Consider the following 16,197-nt stretch of genomic DNA (forward strand, 5'->3'; position numbering starts at 1 on the left):
GGGACTGTCAGGAATTTCGTGTGGGGGCGGCCATAGTGGACCCGAAGGAGGTTCCCGATGGCACGACGCAAAGCACCCCGCATCCCTGACGCGATCCTGGACCAGCTCCTGGCCGGGGCCGATCCGAAGACGGCCTTCGAGGCCGACGGTCTGTTGGACGAGCTGAAGAAGGCCCTGGCCGAGCGGGCGCTCAACGCAGAGATGGACCATCATCTGGCGGGCGAGGACGCCGGCAACACGCGCAACGGCTACGGTCGCAAGACGGTCACGACCGAGACGGGCCGGATCGAACTGGCGATCCCGCGCGATCGGCATGCGACGTTCGACCCGCAGCTGATCGCCCGCTACCAGCGCCGCTTCCCGGGCTTCGACGACAAGATCGTGTCGATGTATGCGCGTGGCATGAGCACCCGAGAGATCGCCGCGCACCTGCGCGAGCTCTACGGGATCGAGGTCTCACCCGACCTGATCAGCGCGGTGACCGACGCGGTCCTGGAGGAGGTCGCCGCCTGGCAAGCCCGGCCGCTGGAGCCGGTCTACCCGATCGTGTTCTTTGACGCCCTGCGGATCAAGGTGCGTGACGAGGGCGTGGTCCGCAACAAGGCCGTCCACATCGCGCTGGGCGTGCGCGCCGACGGCTCCAAGGAGATCCTCGGCCTCTGGCTGGAGCAGAACGAGGGCGCCAAGTTCTGGTTGCGGGTCATGAACGAGCTAAGGAACCGCGGCGTCGAGGACGTGCTGCTTGCCGTGGTCGATGGCCTGAAGGGCTTCCCCGATGCGATCCGGGCGGTGTTCCCCGAGGCGCTGGTCCAAACCTGCATCGTGCACCTGCTACGCCACAGCCTCGACTTCGTGTCCTACAAGGACCGCAAGCTCGTGGCGGGTGCGCTGAAGGACATCTACCGCGCGCTCGATGCCGCGGCTGGCGAGGCGGCGTTGGCGGCCTTCGAGACAAGCGAATGGGGTCGGCGCTACCCAGCCATCGCCCAGAGCTGGCGACGGGCCTGGGGCGAGGTGGTCCCGTTCTATGCCTTCCCCGGCGAGGTGCGCCGGATCCTGTACACGACCAACGCCATCGAGGCCCTGAACGCCACGCTGCGCCGGGCTGTGCGCGCCCGCGGTCACTTCCCGACCGACGAGGCCGCGCTGAAGCTGCTCTACCTGGTCTTGAACCGCTCCGAGAAGGCGTGGAAGATGGGGCCACGTGAGTGGGTCATGGCCAAGGCGCAGTTCGCCGTCATCTTCGGCGAGCGCTTCACACGGGCCATGGCGGCCTGATGTTCAACCCGCCGCCCGCACACGGAATTCCTGACAGTCCCCGCGCCTTTCCGCGATCGCACCATCCGGCTCCGTACCGCGGCCGGCACGCGCTGGATCACGCTCAACGGCAAGCCCGTCTTCGACGCGCAGGGAGCGTTCGCGGGCTATCGCGGCGTGGGCTCGGACGCCACCGAGAGCCGGGAGGCGCAGGCCCGCATCGCCTTCCTTGCGGGTCACGACAGCCTGACCGGACTGCCGAACCGCAGCGGTTTCCAGGACGCGCTGGGGACGCTCTGCCGCACGGTTCGCACGGCGGAGAGACCGAGTGCGCTGTTCTATCTCGACCTCGACGGCTTCAAGGCCGTCAACGACAGTCGCGGCCACCTTGTCGGCGACCGATTGCTGCGCGCGGTCACTGCACGCCTGCTCGCCATCGGTGAACCGCACAGCCTGTTCCGCCTCGGCGGCGACGAATTCGCGATGGTCGTCCGCGATCTCGGTCGGCCCGCGGCCGAGGCCCTCGCCGCCCGCGTGGTGGCCGAGCTGCGCCGCCCGTTCCAGATCGACGAGGCCCGGCTGGAGGTCGGTGTCAGCGTCGGCATCGCCTACATGCCGGACGACGCGATCGAGCCTGCCAGCCTGCTCATGCGCGCCGACCTCGCCCTCTACGCCGCCAAGGCGGACGGCAAGGGCTGCTGGCGGACCTTCGATCCGTCGCTGGAGGAGCGGGTCGTCCGTCAGCGGCAGTTCGACCTGGACATGCGCGCGGCCCTCGCGGCGGACGAGATGGAGCTGCACTACCAGCCCCTGGTGGACATGCGGAGCGGTCGTGTCGCCGGTTTCGAGGCGCTGCTGCGGTGGAACAAGCCCGGGTACGGCTGGGTCTCGCCGGGGGAGATCATCCCCATCGCCGAGGCGACCGGCTTCATCGTCGAGATCGGCCGCTGGGCCCTGCGCCGTGCCTGCACCGACGCCCGCACGTGGTCCGACCTGAAGATCGCGGTGAACATCTCCTCCATCCACGTGCGGATGCCGGGCTTCCACGCCGAGGTCGCGGCCGTTCTCCGCGAGACCGGCCTCGCGCCAGATCGGCTCGAGATCGAGATCACCGAGTCGGTGCTGCTCGACCACGGTCCGGAGGTTCTGGAGAACCTGAAGCGCCTGCGCGCGACGGGCGTGCGCATCGCGCTGGACGACTTCGGCACGGGCTACTCGAGCCTGAGCTACCTGACCGAATTCCCGTTCGACAAGGTGAAGGTCGACCGCTCCTTCGTGCGCGATCTGCAGGGTCGCCCCGAGAAGGTCGCTGTGGTCGAGGCCATCGCCCGAATGGCGCGGGCCCTGTCGATGAGCGTCACGGTGGAGGGCGTGGAGACCCGGCAGCAACTGGACGTCCTCCGGGACAAGCGCTGCGACATCGCGCAGGGCTTCCTCTACAGCCCGGCGCGCCCGGTCCACGAGGTCGCGGCGCTGATCGCGCGCATCGAGGGTGCTGCGCCGCCGCCAAGCGTGAGCGCCAGCGATCCGGACGGGAGCCCGACCGCCGATGCGCGCCCGGTCCTGTCGCTGGCCCGCGCCTCGTAGTTGACGGGCGGCGCATCGCGTCACCGCCGAAAGGCAGAAAATCTCTCTTGTCGCGCTGAGGACGCCCCCCAGAGCGCGATTGCCAAGCAACGCGTCTTTAAATGCGGCGACTTCAAAATTCCGAATTATTGGAGCATCAGTACATGTCGCGCCTGTCCGACCTCAAGATTGTTACTAAGGTGACGATCCCGCTGCTGCTGGTCGCCGCCGTCGCCGGCGGGCTCGTGTATCGCGCGCACGGCGTCTTCGATGAGTTGAACGAGAAGACGCAGCACATCGTCGATGTTCAGTCCGCGCGACTTGAGAATATCCTGACTGTTCGCACGAACGTCCTCGAGGCGACGGTTCAGAATCGGAACATTCTCATCGAGGACCGGCCGCCCGAGCAGGCCACGTACCGATCGCGCTACGACGAGGCCGTGAAACAGGCCTACGTGGCGGTCGACAGGCTGATCGCGCTGTCGAACTCGCCCGAGCGGCGGGCCGTCAATCAGAAGCTGCGAGAGGCCGTCGAGGCCTATTTCCACATCGTCGGGCGCGCGAACGCGGCGGCCCTCGACAGGGACGCCGAGACCGCGCGGACAATCGTGCTTTCCGAAGGTCTCGCGGCCCGCAACAAGGTCCGCGACCTCGTCCAGCCGCGCATCGACAATCTCGCGGCCGAGCTCGCCCAGGCGAAGGCGGAGGCCCAGGCGAGCGCGGAGCGGGCGACGACGGTCCTCGTCACGGCCGCGGTCGCCGGGCTGCTCGCGGCCCTGGCCATCGCGTTCGCCATCGTCCATTTCGGGCTGACGCGGCCCCTGACGCGGCTGGTCGCCGTTCTGCAGCGCATGGCCGAGGGCGATATCGATGCCGACATCGCGGAGGCCGCCCGTCGCGACGAGATCGGCCAGGTCGGCAAGGCCGTTGCGGACATCCGGGCCATGGTCGCGCGGAAGGCCGTCGAGGACACGGAGATGAAGCGCGCCGCCGACGCGGCGGCCGGCGCCGAGCGACGGCGCCTCATGATGGACCTCGCGAACGGCTTCGAGCGGGCCGTCGGAGGCATCGTCGGGATGGTCTCGGCCTCCGCGACGGAGTTGCAGGCCACGGCCGCGACGATGACGGCGACCGCGACCGAGACGGCCACGCAGTCCACGGCCGTGGCTGCGGCGGCCGATCAGGCAGCGTCGAACGTCGGCACCGTGGCGGCGGCCTCCGAGGAGCTCGGGAGCTCGGTTCAGGAGATTGGCCGTCAGGTACAGGGATCGGCATCCCTCGCCCAGGCCGCTGTCGGCGAGGCCGACCGGACGGCGCGGCTCGTCGAGGACCTCACGACGGCCGTCGCGAGAATCGGCGACGTCGTCGCGATGATCTCGGCCATCGCTGGCCAAACCAACCTCCTGGCGCTGAACGCGACCATCGAGGCGGCGCGGGCCGGCGAGGCCGGCAAAGGCTTCGCGGTCGTCGCAGCCGAGGTCAAGGAACTCGCTTCGCAGACGGCCCGGGCGACGGACGAGATCGGCGGCCATATCGGCCGCATCCAGGGCGTGACAGGCGAGGCCGTCTCGGCCATCGGCGCGATCACGGGGCGCATCCGCGAGATCAACACGGTGGCGGCCAGCATTGCCGCCGCCGTGGAGCAGCAGGGCGCGGCGACCCAGGAGATCGTGCGCAACGTCGCCCAGGCGGCGACGGGCACCGCGGAGGTGACCGGCAACATCGCCGGAGTCGCGTCAGCGTCGGAGGCTACCGGCGCGGCGGCGACCCAGGTGCTGGCGTCGTCCGGCGAGCTGTCGCGACACGCCGAGCAGCTAGCAGCGGAGATGACGCGCTTCCTCACCACCGTGCGCGCGGCCTGAGCCGATCCCGATGGCGTGCAGCACAGCCAGCGTCCCGGGCCTCGGGGCCAATCCCACGCTTCGGCCGGGTTGCCGGGGAGATGCCGCGGCGGGGCACCGGCGTTGCGGCCCGTACCGGGTCGGGCAGGCGTGATCGCCATGGCCGACATCATCCCTCTCGGCACCATCCCGGGCGCCGAGAGCGCCCGCGCGATACTTTTGGACCTGCGCCGGCGCCTCGATTCCGGCGAGGACATCGGTCCGCGGATCGCGCAGATCCGTCAGGCCGCGGCGTCGATGCGGGCACTGGCCGGCGGCCTCAGACGGGTCCTCAAAGCGCCGGACGAGAGGCTGGCCGCCGAGCCGGAGATGCTGGCCGCGGCCTGGAAAGTCCTCGCCTTGGCGGAGCGCAACGTCGCGAAGGTCGAGGAATTCCTTCGGCTCTCAGACGAAGAGGACTTGGAGCAGGCTTCGCGGTAGCCTTTGCCATAATCTCGCGAATGCGGGATAGGCGATCCGGATCACGGCTCTGTCCCAGACTGAGCGAGTTCCGTACACCGGACGGACGCTTCGGCGCGGATGAAGGCGCAGGTCAAGCGACCGGAAATACCACGTTCGACCTGACGCGCGGATCATGCCGTCGCCAGCCGTGCCACCGGGCGCAGCAGCTCCCGACGCGCGCGCTCGGACCGGCTCTGGTCATTTGACAACCGCTGTCCGCTCGCCGGCAGCAGCGAAGACTGAAGGCGAGGATCCATCTGACACGGAATAGCTCATGATCCGACCGATATCTGTATCAGGCTCCAAAAATTCCCCGAAATGAAACGTGGCGCTGCACGTTCCAGGCCGGATTCGGAGGTGCTGCTAAGTCCAGCTTATTGTCTCTATGTCACGATATGGCGTCCAATGAAAGTTGCGCCATGTTCCGTAAGTCTGCCTATAATGAAACCCAGGCCACCATCGACGCGCTGACGCGCTCATTGGCCATCATCGAGTTCGGTATGGATGGCACGATCCTGCGCGCCAACCCGAATTTTCTGGCCGTCGTGGGCTACGATCTGGCTTCCCTGCAGGGAAAACACCACCGGATCCTAGTCGGCGAGGAGATGGCCAGTAGTTCGGAATACGACGAATTCTGGTCGAAGCTGCGAGCCGGCGAGTTTGCGTCCGGCGAATTTCCCCGCCGCGCGCGGTCCGGCGCGAAGGTCTGGCTCGAAGCCACCTACAATCCGATCCTGGGCTCCGACGGCAAGCCGTTCAAGGTCATCAAGTTCGCCAGCGACATCACGGCCAAGAAGAGCGAGACCAACCGACTGCTGCGCATGATCGACGAGATGCCGGTCGCGGTCATGACCGCAGACCCGAAGAACGATTTCAAGATCAACTACATCAACAACACCTCGCGCAAGACACTGGAAGCTATCGAACGGTATCTGCCGATCAAGGTCTCCGAGATGATGGGTCAGTCCTTCGACGTGTTCCACAAGAATCCGCATCATCAGCGAAACATGCTGGCTGACGCGCGCCGACTGCCCCACCGCACCAAGATCAAGGTCGGACCCGAGACCCTCGACTTGCAGGTCTCCGCCATCACCGACGCGGATGGAGCCTATGTTGGGCCCATGTTGACTTGGTCGGTCATCACCGCACAGCTCGCCATGGCCGAGGACGTCGCTGGCGTCGTCGAGGCCCTCGGGACCGCAATCGGCGAGATGAAAGATTCGGCGGAGGGCCTGAACCGCTCGGCAGACGCGGCGAGCGAGCGCGCGAACTCCGTGGCGGCGGGATCCGAGGAGATGACCAGCTCGATCCACGAGATCTCGGGCCAGGTCGGGCGGGTCTCCGAACGCACCCAGCAGATCGCCAACCAAGCGACGGCGACGGACGCAACGGTGCGCAATCTCGCGGCCAACGCCGGCGAGGTCGACGCGGTGGTGGGAATGATCAAGTCGATCGCCGACCAGACCAACCTCCTCGCGCTCAACGCCACGATCGAGGCGGCGCGTGCAGGCGCGGCCGGGCGCGGCTTCGCGGTGGTGGCCACAGAGGTCAAGGAACTTGCCGGCCAGACGGCGCGGGCGACCGGCGAGATCACCCACAAGGTTCACGCCATCCAGAAGGCGACCGGCGAGGCCGTGACGGCGATCCGATTGATCACCGACGAGGTGGCCGAGCTCTCGAAACTCACGCTGGCCATGGCGAGCGCCGTCGAGGAGCAGGCCGCCTCGACACAGGAGATGTCGTCCAACATCACTGGTGTCTCGGCCGCGGCCGGAGAGACGGGACAACTCGCAGAGATGGTCCGGCGGATCTCCGACAAGCTCGAGGCGCATTCCGCCGGCCTCGGTGCCAGCATGGAGAAGTACCTCAAGGCGGGTTGATGAGAGGCATCAGGAGGCCAGTCCAGCTTTCCGCTTCAGGCTCCCCAAGGGCGGCCTGAAGCGAACGCTGCTCGATCGACCCTTCGTGAAGGCGCCGGCCCGGGCATGCTTTGCGGCGCGCCAGATTGAGATCGTGCACGGCAGGATGCGGCATTCGTCTCCGCTATTGCCGAGACGAGTCAGCTTCGAGCGAATCAATGACATCGCGGGACGCAGCGTCGTTTCAGATAGAGGGTCAAACGCTCTGTGATGATCAATTGCAGAACGCCTATAATCACTATGAGTGACGGCGAGGCGGTGATCAGACGCTCCGGCGAGCGGAGCGTCGAGGGATTATTGCAGGATCCTGCAACGCGGGAGGTGCGACGATCACATGCCGGCCTCCTTGTTCTCGATTCGGACCACCGGCGCAGACGAACTGGCCAAGCGGTGAGCGATCTATTGAAGAAGACACAAGGCGAGCGCCTCGCTTTGATCGGTGCACGCAACCGCGAGATGGCGGCCGATGATACGAGAAATCTCCTTCTGGAACGTCTGGGTCTTATCCAACGGATCGGAGGTCCGCGCCTGCATCATCTGCGCGGTAATTCCGTTGTTGAGTGGACCATCACAGAAGCAGGCATGACTGCCCTCTCTGAGTTCATGATTGCGATAAATTGGGTCTGACCCACTAGAAACCGAGAAGTTCGCCCAACGTATGCGCTACGGTGGGATCCATGTGCTGCTGGCCGCATCGCTCCCACTTGTGAGGTCAGATTGGGAGGACGTAGATGGCTGCCATGTTCGCTTTAGGCGGGGCACTCCGTATAGGCAATGGATAGAAGCTGACCCGTCGCTTGCAAACGGCGCTTGGAAGAGCTGTTCCGTAAAAGCTAGGTGCTGGTGCTATCCTTGGCGAGAACATTTTGCGTGCCAACAGCGCCTGACAATGATGATCTAATTTAGCCGTCGGTGATGAGCACCGAGGCAAATTAGCACTGCGACCATTTGAAAAGATTGCAACGATCGAGTATCGTGGCACTAAATCAGGTGATTTTATTCAATTTAATGAATACAGTAGGAGATCACTGATTGGCCGTAATGCGCGTATTACTGCCTCAGAGACAGCACTCGATGCGTCCGCTTCTGGGATCGACAAGGTCGCAGTTAATTGACTGTTGTGGGTCGGCAGCAGACCCAGGGTATGGGTTCCATCCATCAGAGTTCGACCACTAGCACGCGCTCGACCTGATCCTCGGGCCGTCTGTGACCATAGCTGGATTGCGCCAGTTCAAGGTCGTTTGGCGGCCTTCACGCCAGCCTGGAAGCCAGCCGGAACAGGGAAGGCACACGGGGTCCCTTCGACGTTGGGCCCTGGGCCGTTCCGCGTAAGCCACCGCGCCCGCGAAGTCCCGCGGCGGGCTGCACGCTTGGGGACCGTCAATCAATCATCTGATCAGGTACGGGCCGGGCCGCCAGCTCCACGCATGCCGAGTGCCTGCGGGCTAAGGCCACGGGAGCTCCTCGCTCATCTTGAGCCACATCAATGCTTCGAAGCGACATGGTCGGATGCTCGATCTCAGGAGGCGGCAGGCCGTCTGCCGCCCCGGGGCCCCGTGTTCAGTGTGTCCGGTCCCGGTTCTCCCCTCTTCCGTAAGGAGGCAACGATGCGAACCATGGAGAACCGAACCGAGGACATGATCCCAAACGCCCTCAATGCCTTGCTCGGCGTCGCTCTGCTCATGATGCCCTGGTACCTGAGCCTCGGAAGCGAGACCGCCGGGGCCCAAATCGCTTTCGTGTGCGGGATGGCCATCGCAATTATCGCGGTGCTCGCCCTCAGCAAGTCTTACGACTGGGAGAAGTACATAAACCTCGCCGTCGGCCTCTGGGTGTCCATTGCCCCGTGGGCGCTCGGCTTCGCGGACTCGGCCGTGCCAACGTGGACACACGTCGTGATCGGGCTCGCGGTCGCCGCCCTGGCCGCATTCGAGCTCTGGCGGCTGTTCGTGTCCCCCCAGGCGCGCTCGGTCTGACCGACCGTCCGTCGCCGAAGCGGCCGCGCCGGTACCTCGCCCGATGCGGCCGTGGTCGATCTCCCCAGAGCCCCCCTTCCCGGAGGCCGTCATGCCACTCGACCCAGTCGCGCTCGCCGACGCGACCTTCACGGCCGGCTGCGCCGGCATCCACGCCCTTCGCCGCCACGCCGACGTCGTCACGCTCGTCCTGAGCGGTCTGACGTACGAGCTCACCACCGCCATCGGCTGGATGCTCGCGGGACGCAGCGGTCTGCTCGGTTTGTCCGATCCCGTTCCCGCTTGGGCGCTCGTGGCGACCGCCAGCATCTGACCGCGGCCAACGACGCTACGTAGTTGCCCTTAAGCGGGCCCGCTTAAGAAGCCGACCGGAATTTCGTCGCTCCACGACCGACGCCAATCTCCTCTCATCGACGCAGGTGAGGAGCGAAGCGATGAGCACCGAGCACACGGCATGGACATCCACGCGGGTGCCGGTCGGCCATTTCGCTCCCGTACCGGACCTCAACGAAAGCGTCCTTTTCGCCGGTTGTCCCGAGGTTATCGGTACGCCTTACTCCTACACCCGCGAGGAGGAGGTCTACGGCGAGGGTGAGGAGGCCGAGTATGTCTACAAGGTCGTCGGCGGCGCGGTGCGCACACACAAGCTGCTGAGCGACGGCCGGCGGCAGATCACCGGCTTCCACTTGCCCGGCGACCTTTTCGGGTTTGAGCAGGGAGAAAGTCATCGCCACACCGCCGAGGCCCTGACCAATACCAAGGTGCTGATCTTCAAGCGCCGGCAGGTCGAGCGCGCCGCTACCGGCAGTGCCGAGGTCGCGTGCCAGCTCTGGGGCATGGCCACGAACGACCTGCGGCACGCCCAGGACCACATGCTGCTGCTCGGGCGCCGCTCGGCGGCGGAGCGCGTGGCGACCTTCCTCATCGAGGTGGACGAGCGCCTTGGCGGCTCCGGGACGTTCGCCTTACCGATGACCCGCCGCGACATCGCCGACTTCCTCGGCCTGACCATCGAGACCGTCTCGCGCACCCTCTCGCAGCTTGAGGAGGACGGCGCCCTGCAACGCGTCGGCGGCCGTCAGGTTAGCCTGAGGCGCGCCCGGCTCCGCCGCGTGGTCGAGGACTGAGCTGGCCTTCGAATAGACTTGCGCTGGGGACGGCGACCCGCCGCTCCAGCGCTGCGATGACCGTCGTCGATAGAAGCTCCGCTGCCGGCGGGACGTGGCCCGGAGCCTGGTAGAGGACGATCTCCGTATCGGGGAGCTTCGGCAACCCGAAGCGGCCCGAGATTGACACCATGTCCGCTGGGATCATCTCCGTCGGCAGCACCGTCACCCCGAGACCGGCCTGCACGGCAGCCTGCAATCCGGCCAGGCTTGGGCTGGTGTAGACGATGCGCCAATCCCGACCCGCGGCATCGAGGGCCGACAGTGCGCGCTTGCGATAGACGTCCGGCGCCGGTGATAGGACGAGCGGGATCGGGCCGCCGTCTCCCGCGACCAGACGCGGTGACGCGACCCAATCGAGCACCTCCCGCCAGACCTTCGTCCCGCCGGCTGGACCTTGCGGCTCTCGCTTGAACAGGATCAGGTCGTACCGGCCCTTTGAGAAGTCATCGAGCAGGTTGACCGTGAAGTCGCAGTTCACTTCGAGCGCGACCTGCGGGTGAGAGCGGGCGAAGCGCGCCAAAACCTCCGACAGGTGCGTGGTCGCGAAATCCTCTGGCGTTCCTAGCCTGACCACCCCCGTGAGTTCCGGAGTGACGATCCGCGAAAGGGCCTCGGCTCCCAGCTTGAGGATCTGCCGTGCATAGGTGAGCAGCACCTCGCCCTCGGGTGTCAGCTTGAGTCCCCGGCCGTCACGGTGGAACAGGCGACAGGTGAGGCCGTCTTCCAGGCGCTTGATCTGAAGCGACACGGTCGACTGTGTCAGGCGCAACCTGCTGGCCGCGCGCGTGAAGCTCCCATTGTCGACGATGGCGACAAAGGTGCGCAGCAGGTCGAGGTCGAAAGGCAACGATGGGCCGGGCATCGACCTCACGTCAGGTCGTCGGGGCCGGATCTCAAGCTCCCGGATCGAGCCTCCACAGGGTCGGACCGACTCTTGATGGCGCCATGTGACTCAACACACATCGGCTGCTCATTGGATGCTGCGAACGAGGATTAAACATCGAAAGGCCTTTTACAGCGCATTGAGTATCATTTGCTTTTGCAATGACTCCCATTGAAGTCTGGAAATTGTAGATCGTAGCTCATCGCTACAAATCAGTCGCGTGGATGAGGCGAGCGATATTGGTGAATGTGAATCCGCTCCAACCTTGATCCACGGGAAGGTCATAACGACCGCAAACCTGATTGGAGACGAGCGATGAAGGCGTCGAAGAAGTTATCCGTCGTGTCCGTCGCGGCCGCGCTCAGTGTCGCGCCGCTCTCCGCTGCGTTCGCCGATTTGCGCGTAGGCCCTGGATCGCGGCCCCTCCCGCAGACGACATGGGACGGCCTCTCAACCGGCTCGATCTTACCCGGTGAGGTCCTGACCCCCGCGGTCGGAGGCTGCCGCCGGAGTTCGGCCCAGGAAGGCAACGCCGACCAGCAGCACTTCCCTGTGCAGCAGTACGGCCAGACGTCGGGTGGCTACCGCTGCTGAAGCGGGTGCCCTGCCTTGACCCGATAGCCGTCCGGTTCACGGCAATAGCCGTTGCCAACGTGCTCCGCCGTGTCACCCGGTATGGCGGACCGCGCTTGCAATCCCTGCCTTCAGGGCATCCGCCGCACGCCCGGCGGCTGACCGCCTGTCTCTTCGATCCAAGCCCGTGAGAATCTAGCGTCGCCCAAGCCAGGCAGCCCGAGCCGGTTTCGCAATCCTGCACCACCACGATTTTCAGCGTTCTCCGAGGCCGCGCTCCGCACTTGGCCGGAATCGCCGTCCTCCTCGCACGCCCTCGTTCCAGGCTGGAAAGCTCTCGCCCCATGGATGCCACGCACCACACACCCCTGACGGTCGCGAAAGCCTGCGGGCTCATCTGCCGCCTTCTCAAGCCGGAGGCCGGCTTCGTCGGGACGGCGGTCGTCTACGGGATTGCCGTGGCGCTCCTGGGCCTCGCCGTGCCGGTGTCTGTGCAGCTTCTGATCAACTCGGTCGCGAACACGGCGCTGCCGGCGCCCCTGTTCGTCCTGTCCGGGCTACTCCTTGGCCTGTTGCTCACCGCCGCTCTGCTGAGCGCCGCGCGGATCTATGTCCTGGCGCTGTTCGAGCGGCGCGTGTTCGCGAGAACCGTGGCGGACATCACCCTTCGCGCCCTCCATGCCAGGAACTCACATTTCGACGATGCCCGCCGCAGCGACCTGTTCAATCGCTTCTTCGACCTCATGACGGTCCAGAAGGCGGTCCCACATCTTCTGGTCGGCGGCTTTGCGATCCTGCTGCAGTCCGGGATCGGTCTCGTCCTAACGAGCTTCTATCATCCGTTCTTCCTCGCCTTCAATCTGGTGGTTGCCGCCGTGCTCGTCGTCATCGCACTCCTCTGGGCGGGGCCGGCGGTCCGGTCCGGCGCGGCGCTGAGCCATGCCAAGCATGAGACGGCGTGCTGGCTTGAGAGCATCGGCAGTTCGAATGGCTTCTACAGGCACGGCGGCCGGCTCACGACCGCTCTGACCCGTTCCGAGGCGTTGACGGCCACCTACGCGAAGGTGCATCGCCGCCACTTCCGACACACCTTCGCACAGACCATCGGTTTCCTCTTGGTCTACGCGGTCGCGAGCGCCGGCCTCTTGGCAATGGGCGGTTGGCTGATCCTGCAAGGGCAGTTGTCGCTCGGACAACTCGTGGCCGCGGAACTCGTCCTGTCGAGTGCCTTCTACGGGATTTCGCAACTTGGCTCCCATGCGAGGACCTTCTACGACCTCGCCGCCGCGCTCCACGAGCTTTCGCTGTTCGAGGGTATCGAGCAAGTGGGCGGCGACGGATGGAACGGCCCGGGCCCCACCGACGGGAACCTGCGCCTGCGCGACGTCGAGCACGACGGCCTCCGCTTCGACTTCGCAGTCGAGAGCGGCGAGATCCTCGCCGTTGCCGCGGACGAGGGTGTCGAGCGGACGCTCGCGGCGCTCATTGAGCGGAGGGTCCGGCCGCAGCATGGATGGGTGATGGTCGGGGGAGCCGACATCGCGGCGTTCGGTGCGGAGCGGCTGCACTCGGAAATCGTCGTCCTGGACCGGCCGACGCTCGCAGAGATGACCATCCGCGAGTACCTGTCGGCCGGGAATGGGACGTGCCCCGCGAGGATCCACGAGTGCCTGGATCGTGTCGGATTGGCAGACCGCATCCGACGCCTGCTCTCCGGGCTCGACACCACCCTATCCGCGTCCAGCTCGCCGCTCTCGCCGGGCGAGGCCGTCGCGTTGAAACTGGCCGCCGTCCTGCTCCATCCCCCAAAGCTCGTCGTCCTTTCGGTGCTGTTCGACCTGCTGCCACCGGATCGCGTGGCGGCAGCGCTCGCAGGGTTCCGAGCGGTGGGCACGACGGTGCTGCACGTCACCGGCCGCCCCTTGCTGCCGATCCACGACGACCAGATCCGGCTGGGTCCCAACGGTTATGGTCGCTCCACCGAACGTGAGGCACCGCTCGATAAGGCGCTACCGAGGGAGAGGACGCATGCTGTCGCGGCCTGAACACATCCGTCATTTCCCAACCCTGACCGGGATCCGGCCTCCCCGCGCGGCGGTCGCCCTCGGGTGGATCATCGGTATGGGGACCGTTCTCGCGGTCCTGATCCTCCTCTACGTGCCCTGGGTTCAGACATCGGCTGGGATCGGGCGCATCATCGCGCCGAACCCAGCCGACCGGGTCCAGACGGTCACGGCTCTGGTCCAGGGCCGGGTTGAGCAATGGTACGTTGAGGATAGCCAGCGGGTTCGCGCCGGGGATCCCATCGCCCGTCTCGTCGACAACGATCCGTTCCTTCTCAAGCGGCTCGCCGCAGAACGGGAGCAGATCGAGGCCGAGATCGCGGCGGCCGATCAAGCCGTGAAGGTGGCGGAGAGCCAGGTCAGCCAGACGCGCGAGGCCGCCGAGAAGGGCTTCGTGACCCGGCGCAACTTCGAGTCCGCGCAGATCCGCGTGGCGGAGCAGCGCGCCAAGCTGGCCGGGGCCAAGGCCAAGCTCAGCCGCCTCGACGTGACAGTGAACCGCCAATCGGCGCAGCTCGTGCGCGCGCCGAGGGACGGTCGCATCTTGCACATCAACGCCGCCGCGGCCGGTACGCTGGTGAACGCGGGGGACACCCTGGCCACCCTCGCGCCGCACGCGCCGGAACGCGTCGTCGAGCTGATGGTCGACGGGCGAGACATCGCCCTGATCCGGCCTGGTCAGAGCGTGCGCCTCGCCTTCGAGGGCTGGCCCGCCATCCAGTTCAGCGGCTGGCCCTCGATAGCCCACGGCATGTTCGATGGGCGGGTCCGTGCTGTTGACCTCTCGGCGCAACAGAGCGGCTTGTTTCGCGTGCTGGTCGAGCAGGACCCCGAGCGACCCACATGGCCTGACGTTGATTTCATCCCGCTCGGAGCAAAGGCGCGGGGCTGGATTCGGATGGAGACGGTGTCGATGGGCTACGAGCTCTGGCGGGTGCTTAACAATTTCCCGCTGGAGTTTCCAAAGCAGCCCAGCGCTTCGTCCTGAAAGATCGCCCAAAAAGCGGAGCGGGGACGGAGCCCAGGCCGAATGGCTGTCCGGGGCCGAGCTGCCTCCTGTGCCGGGATAGGCCTTGCGGAGCGCGTGTGGCGCCGGACTATGGCGTGCCGGTGTCAGCGTCTGCGCGCCAGGGAGTCTTCCGACCCTCGCGAAGCTTTGGGCGCAGGTGCCGGAAAAGCCCGGGCGCGACACCCGGCGCGTGATCGTTCAATGGGCGAGGAACAGCGGTACCGGACTTCGGGTCAGGAGTGACCGGGTTGCGCCGCCGAGGAACCATTCCTGCAGGCGCGGGTGTTGGTAGGCTCCCATCACCAGCATGTCCGCGCGGAACAGTCCGACCTGGGCCCTCAACGTCTCCGCAACGTCATCGACGACAGGCAGGACGTTCACCGAAACGTTCACGCCGTGACGCGCGAGGTGCGGCGCGAATTCGGCGCCGGCGGCCGAGGCCGACAAGTCCTTCTCGCCGACCACCGATACGATCTCGACCGCCTCGGCAGCGCGCAGGAACGGCAGCGCGTCGTTTGCGGCCCGGGCAGCCTGTGCGCTTCCGTCCCAGGCGACGACGACCCGCCGCGCGGAGAACGCCGAGCGGCCCGCCGGCACGACGACGAGCGGACGACCGCTCCCGAACAGGACCCCGTCGATCAGGTCGCGGTCGAGATCCACCTCCCGCGACTCGGCATCCAGGACGGTCAGGTCGGCGAGCCGAGCGCGAGCGGTGACTCGTGCGATCAGGTCCGGATAGGCGAGCGCAGGCGCCTCGGCCCTACAGGTCACGCCCGCACTCGCGGCGTCCCCGGCTTGACGAACCCCAAACCCGCTCCGCCGACCATGGTCAAACGACGTGCAGCGGACTGCACGGTCAGGTGGGAGCCCGCCGTGGCGGCAAACGTGAGGCCATAGCCGAGCGCCGTCTCGGGCTCGTCGCCGCGGCCCTCCTCGGTGACGGCGACCAGAATGTCGCGGAACGCGGCGAAGGGGGAGGAGGACGGGAGGGACATGAGGGGTCCGGACTGCCTTGTCGCCCAAGTGTCCATCGTAGCGGCGGGCCCGCCTTGATCCAGCGCAACACCGGGACGTCCAACGACTGCGCCAGGTCATCTGCATCCGGCCCGATCATGGCTTCCGGAAGCGGGAAACGGCGCGCTCGACGGCCCTGGCGAGCGTCTCAAGCCGCGGCTTCAGCGACGGGATGTCCTCGCTCAAGAGGGCGAGGCCAAGGGGTAGCATCCAGAGGCCGAGGATGGGCAGGAACGACAGCAGGCCACCCCCGATCAGCGCGAGCGCCGCTGCAAGCCGCACCGGGCGCCGCGATGGCTTTCTCAGCCACGTGACCGCCTCGCGCAGGCGCACGGGAAGGCGGCCGGTCAGCCGCTCAACCCGTGCATCCCAATCGGCCGCAATCGGGTTCATCGCTATCCTGCTCCAGTTTGAAAGCTCGCAAGG

The 16,197-nt window shown here is 66.4% G+C and carries 14 protein-coding genes and 1 pseudogene; 12 read left to right on the plus strand and 3 right to left on the minus strand.

Annotated features, from left to right (window positions below; genetic code table 11):
* Window positions 1–57: 57 nt before the first annotated feature.
* The 9 genes from BM314_RS25115 to BM314_RS25150 all read left to right on the plus strand — a co-directional run bounded on the left by BM314_RS25115 (window position 58) and on the right by BM314_RS25150 (window position 10,187).
* A complete protein-coding gene (locus BM314_RS25115) occupies window positions 58–1,278 on the plus strand; it encodes an IS256 family transposase (RefSeq protein WP_091980982.1) in 1,221 nt (406 codons plus the stop codon).
* Between the two features lie 156 nt (window positions 1,279–1,434).
* Window positions 1,435–2,844, plus strand: coding sequence for a putative bifunctional diguanylate cyclase/phosphodiesterase (locus BM314_RS25120; protein ID WP_244540030.1), 1,410 nt, complete (start codon window positions 1,435–1,437; stop codon window positions 2,842–2,844).
* 143 nt (window positions 2,845–2,987) lie between these two features.
* Complete coding sequence (locus tag BM314_RS25125; RefSeq protein WP_091928006.1) at window positions 2,988–4,685, plus strand: methyl-accepting chemotaxis protein; 1,698 nt, start codon at window positions 2,988–2,990, stop codon at window positions 4,683–4,685.
* A 138-nt stretch (window positions 4,686–4,823) separates the two neighbouring features.
* Window positions 4,824–5,144, plus strand: a complete 321-nt coding sequence (locus tag BM314_RS25130) for a hypothetical protein (RefSeq protein ID WP_091980984.1) — start codon at window positions 4,824–4,826, stop codon at window positions 5,142–5,144.
* A gap of 440 nt (window positions 5,145–5,584) precedes the next feature.
* The gene (locus tag BM314_RS25135; RefSeq protein ID WP_091980986.1) at window positions 5,585–7,045 is read left to right on the plus strand and encodes a methyl-accepting chemotaxis protein; all 1,461 of its coding nucleotides are present in this window, start codon (window positions 5,585–5,587) and stop codon (window positions 7,043–7,045) included.
* A gap of 279 nt (window positions 7,046–7,324) precedes the next feature.
* Window positions 7,325–7,711, plus strand: a complete 387-nt coding sequence (locus tag BM314_RS30275; RefSeq protein WP_139237877.1) for a hypothetical protein — start codon at window positions 7,325–7,327, stop codon at window positions 7,709–7,711.
* 980 nt (window positions 7,712–8,691) lie between these two features.
* Complete coding sequence (locus BM314_RS25140) at window positions 8,692–9,060, plus strand: SPW repeat protein (RefSeq protein ID WP_091980988.1); 369 nt, start codon at window positions 8,692–8,694, stop codon at window positions 9,058–9,060.
* Window positions 9,061–9,151: 91 nt separating this feature from the next.
* Window positions 9,152–9,373 carry a hypothetical protein gene (locus tag BM314_RS25145; protein WP_091980991.1) on the plus strand — a complete coding sequence of 74 codons (222 nt, stop codon included), beginning with the start codon at window positions 9,152–9,154 and terminating at the stop codon, window positions 9,371–9,373.
* Between the two features lie 121 nt (window positions 9,374–9,494).
* Window positions 9,495–10,187 (plus strand): helix-turn-helix domain-containing protein, encoded by a 693-nt coding sequence (locus tag BM314_RS25150; RefSeq protein ID WP_091980994.1) that lies wholly within the window; start codon window positions 9,495–9,497, stop codon window positions 10,185–10,187.
* On the opposite strand, the gene BM314_RS25155 is transcribed toward BM314_RS25150, so the two are convergent.
* The gene (locus tag BM314_RS25155) at window positions 10,144–11,091 is read right to left on the minus strand and encodes a LysR substrate-binding domain-containing protein (RefSeq protein WP_244540031.1); all 948 of its coding nucleotides are present in this window, start codon (window positions 11,089–11,091) and stop codon (window positions 10,144–10,146) included. The genes BM314_RS25150 and BM314_RS25155 overlap by 44 nt on opposite strands.
* A 336-nt stretch (window positions 11,092–11,427) precedes the next feature.
* Between BM314_RS25155 and BM314_RS25160 the strand changes: the two genes are divergently transcribed.
* The 3 genes from BM314_RS25160 to BM314_RS25170 all read left to right on the plus strand — a co-directional run bounded on the left by BM314_RS25160 (window position 11,428) and on the right by BM314_RS25170 (window position 14,736).
* A complete protein-coding gene (locus tag BM314_RS25160; RefSeq protein ID WP_091682933.1) occupies window positions 11,428–11,706 on the plus strand; it encodes a hypothetical protein in 279 nt (92 codons plus the stop codon).
* A 323-nt stretch (window positions 11,707–12,029) separates the two neighbouring features.
* On the plus strand, window positions 12,030–13,730 hold the full coding sequence (locus BM314_RS25165; RefSeq protein WP_091980996.1) for an ABC transporter transmembrane domain-containing protein: 1,701 nt from the start codon (window positions 12,030–12,032) through the stop codon (window positions 13,728–13,730).
* Complete coding sequence (locus BM314_RS25170; protein WP_091980998.1) at window positions 13,714–14,736, plus strand: efflux RND transporter periplasmic adaptor subunit; 1,023 nt, start codon at window positions 13,714–13,716, stop codon at window positions 14,734–14,736. Before BM314_RS25165 ends, BM314_RS25170 begins: the two co-directional genes overlap by 17 nt.
* A 219-nt stretch (window positions 14,737–14,955) precedes the next feature.
* Here BM314_RS25170 and BM314_RS25175 read toward each other — a convergent pair.
* Window positions 14,956–15,752, minus strand: a pseudogene (locus BM314_RS25175) (universal stress protein).
* A 115-nt stretch (window positions 15,753–15,867) separates the two neighbouring features.
* Window positions 15,868–16,164 (minus strand): hypothetical protein, encoded by a 297-nt coding sequence (locus tag BM314_RS25180; RefSeq protein WP_091682926.1) that lies wholly within the window; start codon window positions 16,162–16,164, stop codon window positions 15,868–15,870.
* Window positions 16,165–16,197 lie beyond the last annotated feature (33 nt).

Source organism: Methylobacterium sp. 13MFTsu3.1M2 (genome assembly GCF_900112625.1).
Classification (GTDB): Bacteria; Pseudomonadota; Alphaproteobacteria; order Rhizobiales; family Beijerinckiaceae; genus Methylobacterium.

Bases quoted from the DNA above. Each gene is read 5' to 3' on its own strand.
- BM314_RS25115 (WP_091980982.1), top strand. From the start codon at position 58: ATGGCACGACGCAAAGCACCCCGCATCCCTGACGCGATCCTGGACCAG.
- BM314_RS25125 (WP_091928006.1), top strand. From the start codon at position 2,988: ATGTCGCGCCTGTCCGACCTCAAGATTGTTACTAAGGTGACGATCCCG.
- BM314_RS25130 (WP_091980984.1), top strand. From the start codon at position 4,824: ATGGCCGACATCATCCCTCTCGGCACCATCCCGGGCGCCGAGAGCGCC.
- BM314_RS25135 (WP_091980986.1), top strand. From the start codon at position 5,585: ATGTTCCGTAAGTCTGCCTATAATGAAACCCAGGCCACCATCGACGCG.
- BM314_RS30275 (WP_139237877.1), top strand. From the start codon at position 7,325: ATGAGTGACGGCGAGGCGGTGATCAGACGCTCCGGCGAGCGGAGCGTC.
- BM314_RS25140 (WP_091980988.1), top strand. From the start codon at position 8,692: ATGCGAACCATGGAGAACCGAACCGAGGACATGATCCCAAACGCCCTC.
- BM314_RS25145 (WP_091980991.1), top strand. From the start codon at position 9,152: ATGCCACTCGACCCAGTCGCGCTCGCCGACGCGACCTTCACGGCCGGC.
- BM314_RS25150 (WP_091980994.1), top strand. From the start codon at position 9,495: ATGAGCACCGAGCACACGGCATGGACATCCACGCGGGTGCCGGTCGGC.
- BM314_RS25155 (WP_244540031.1), bottom strand. From the start codon at position 11,091: ATGCCCGGCCCATCGTTGCCTTTCGACCTCGACCTGCTGCGCACCTTT.
- BM314_RS25160 (WP_091682933.1), top strand. From the start codon at position 11,428: ATGAAGGCGTCGAAGAAGTTATCCGTCGTGTCCGTCGCGGCCGCGCTC.
- BM314_RS25165 (WP_091980996.1), top strand. From the start codon at position 12,030: ATGGATGCCACGCACCACACACCCCTGACGGTCGCGAAAGCCTGCGGG.
- BM314_RS25170 (WP_091980998.1), top strand. From the start codon at position 13,714: ATGCTGTCGCGGCCTGAACACATCCGTCATTTCCCAACCCTGACCGGG.
- BM314_RS25180 (WP_091682926.1), bottom strand. From the start codon at position 16,164: ATGAACCCGATTGCGGCCGATTGGGATGCACGGGTTGAGCGGCTGACC.